Raw genomic sequence first — 2,042 nt, forward strand, 5'->3', positions numbered from 1 at the left:
GGGTCTCCACATCTACTCCACCGCCGCCTCCAACGGCAAGCGGGTCCAGGCCCTCTGCGAGGCCAAGAACCACGCCCTGGTGCTCAAGGATGCCGTCATCGAGCGCGTGGCCCAGAGCATCATCAACTCCTCCTTCGGCTGCGCCGGTGAGCGCTGCATGGCACTGCCCGTGATCGTGGTCGAGAACGAAGTGGCCGACGAACTCATCGCCAAGGTGGTGGAGCTAGCCAAGGGCCTGAAGCTGGGCAAGGCCTGGGAAAAGAATACGAACCTGGGCCCCGTAATCAACGCAGGCCACAAGGCCTTCGTGACCGGCTGGATCGAGAAGGGGATCGCGGAGGGTGCCAAGCTTGTGCTCGACGGCCGCAACCCCCAGGTAGCCCCCGGCTGCGAGAACGGCTTCTTCCTCGGGCCCACCATCTTCGACAACGTGACCTCTGAAATGACCGTGGGCCAGAAGGAGATCTTCGGGCCTGTGGTGTGCTTCAAGCGGGTCAAGGACTTCGAAGAGGGCCTAGCCATCATGAACGGCAACGAGTTCGCCAACGGCTCCGTGATCTTCACGGAGAGCGGACACTACGCCCGGCAGTTCGCCTCCCGCACCGATGGTGGCATGGTGGGCATCAATGTCGGCATCCCCGTGCCCCTGGGCATCTTCGGCTTCACCGGCCACAAGCGCTCCTTCTTCGGGGACCTGCACTGCATGGGCCGTGACGGCTTCATCTTCTTCACGGAGAGCAAGAACGTCACCACCACCTGGAACACCGGCAAGGCCATCCCCAAGAAGATCGAAACCTGGGACGGCACCATGACCCGGTAGGCGGATCAAAGATCCACCGCCAAGGCTCCAAGAAAAGGAAACCCGATTATCGGGAAAGGGAAAGTGCAGAAATGCCAGGAAGGGCCCGGATCCGTCCGGGCCCTTGGTTTCGGTCGGCATGGATCGCGGAAGGATGAGGGGGGTGGGTCCACCCCAAGAGGCCGATTCAATCCAGGCAGCCAGTATGGGAAGCGCCAGCCCGCCGAGCCACCTGCCCCTGGCAAGGTTCATCTTCTGTGCCTCCATGGCCGAAGAGTATCCAGGCAATCTTCCGGAGGCACAGCATGTCGGAACTCACGCGGGAAGACGTCATCATCTACCTCAAGGAAGGCCGCAGCATGACGGAGCTTGACTACTCGGATCTGGATCTGCGGGGTCTCGACTTCCGGGATGTCAAGTTCGATAACAGCCGATTCACGGGCGCCAAGCTTTCGGGCAACAACAGTGAGCATTTCGTCGGTGGGGCGTGGGCGAGGCTGCCTCAGGTAGACGGAGCCCCCACCGATGAAATGCGGTGTTGAACAAGCCCGGAGCGGCGGGGGAGTTGGGCGAGGGCTATGGGGAAATCGCGCCTGCTGATCCACTTTTGGGGACGCCAGGTCCCCTGTCGCCCAGGGATTGCTGACTGCTGAGCCCGACAGTCCCGGCAGGGGCTTGGACCGAGTTGGCGTCATAGCAGGGCTTCGCCGTCCCGCCGTGGTGGAGGTCGTGGTGCAGGTGATGGATAGCTGAGAGGCTGACAGTCATGGCATCACCGCCGGGGGTGCCCTGGAGGCTTCACTCATCAGCGGTCGCCAGAGGATCAGACCACCACAATGAGGGCAGCGTTGCCCCGTGCCTTCGGCTGGACACGCCTCGGCTCTGGGTTTCGGAGCAGGCAGCAGGGCCCTGGCCTGTTCCAGCAGACCTCCACCCTGGGCCGAGGCGTAGAGGCCAAAGTGCCGGATCTTATGGAAGCCATCCGGAAGGACATGCTGGACAAAGCGGCGCAGGAACTCGATGGGGTGGAGGGTGACGGTCTGCTGGCCCCGGGTGCGGAAGGTGACATGCCCCGGCCCCACGTCGATCAGCCGGGAATTGGCGATACCCACCCGGTGGGTGTAGCGCCCCAGGTAGCTCAGCACATGCTGGGAACGCCGGAAGGGGGCTTTCGCATAGACGACCCAGGACTTGTGGCGGGCGAGGGTGGCCAGTGAGGGCATTGAAGCCCTGATCTGGCAGG

General features: G+C 63.2%; 2 protein-coding genes and 1 pseudogene. 2 read left to right on the plus strand and 1 reads right to left on the minus strand.

Features of this window, described 5'->3' with window-relative positions; genetic code table 11:
• Together HOLFODRAFT_RS25435 and HOLFODRAFT_RS0217045 are read left to right on the plus strand one after the other, a co-directional pair.
• The coding region (locus HOLFODRAFT_RS25435; protein WP_043487084.1) for an aldehyde dehydrogenase family protein at nt 1–820 on the plus strand (820 nt) is incomplete at its 5' end.
• A 284-nt stretch (nt 821–1,104) separates the two neighbouring features.
• Entirely contained in the window at nt 1,105–1,341 is a 237-nt protein-coding gene (locus tag HOLFODRAFT_RS0217045; RefSeq protein ID WP_005033425.1) for a pentapeptide repeat-containing protein, read from the plus strand.
• A 222-nt stretch (nt 1,342–1,563) separates the two neighbouring features.
• Here HOLFODRAFT_RS0217045 and HOLFODRAFT_RS25860 read toward each other — a convergent pair.
• Nucleotides 1,564–2,042: pseudogene (locus tag HOLFODRAFT_RS25860) on the minus strand (transposase); the annotation flags it as partial.

The organism is Holophaga foetida DSM 6591, assembly GCF_000242615.2.
Lineage (GTDB): Bacteria > Acidobacteriota > Holophagae > Holophagales > Holophagaceae > Holophaga > Holophaga foetida.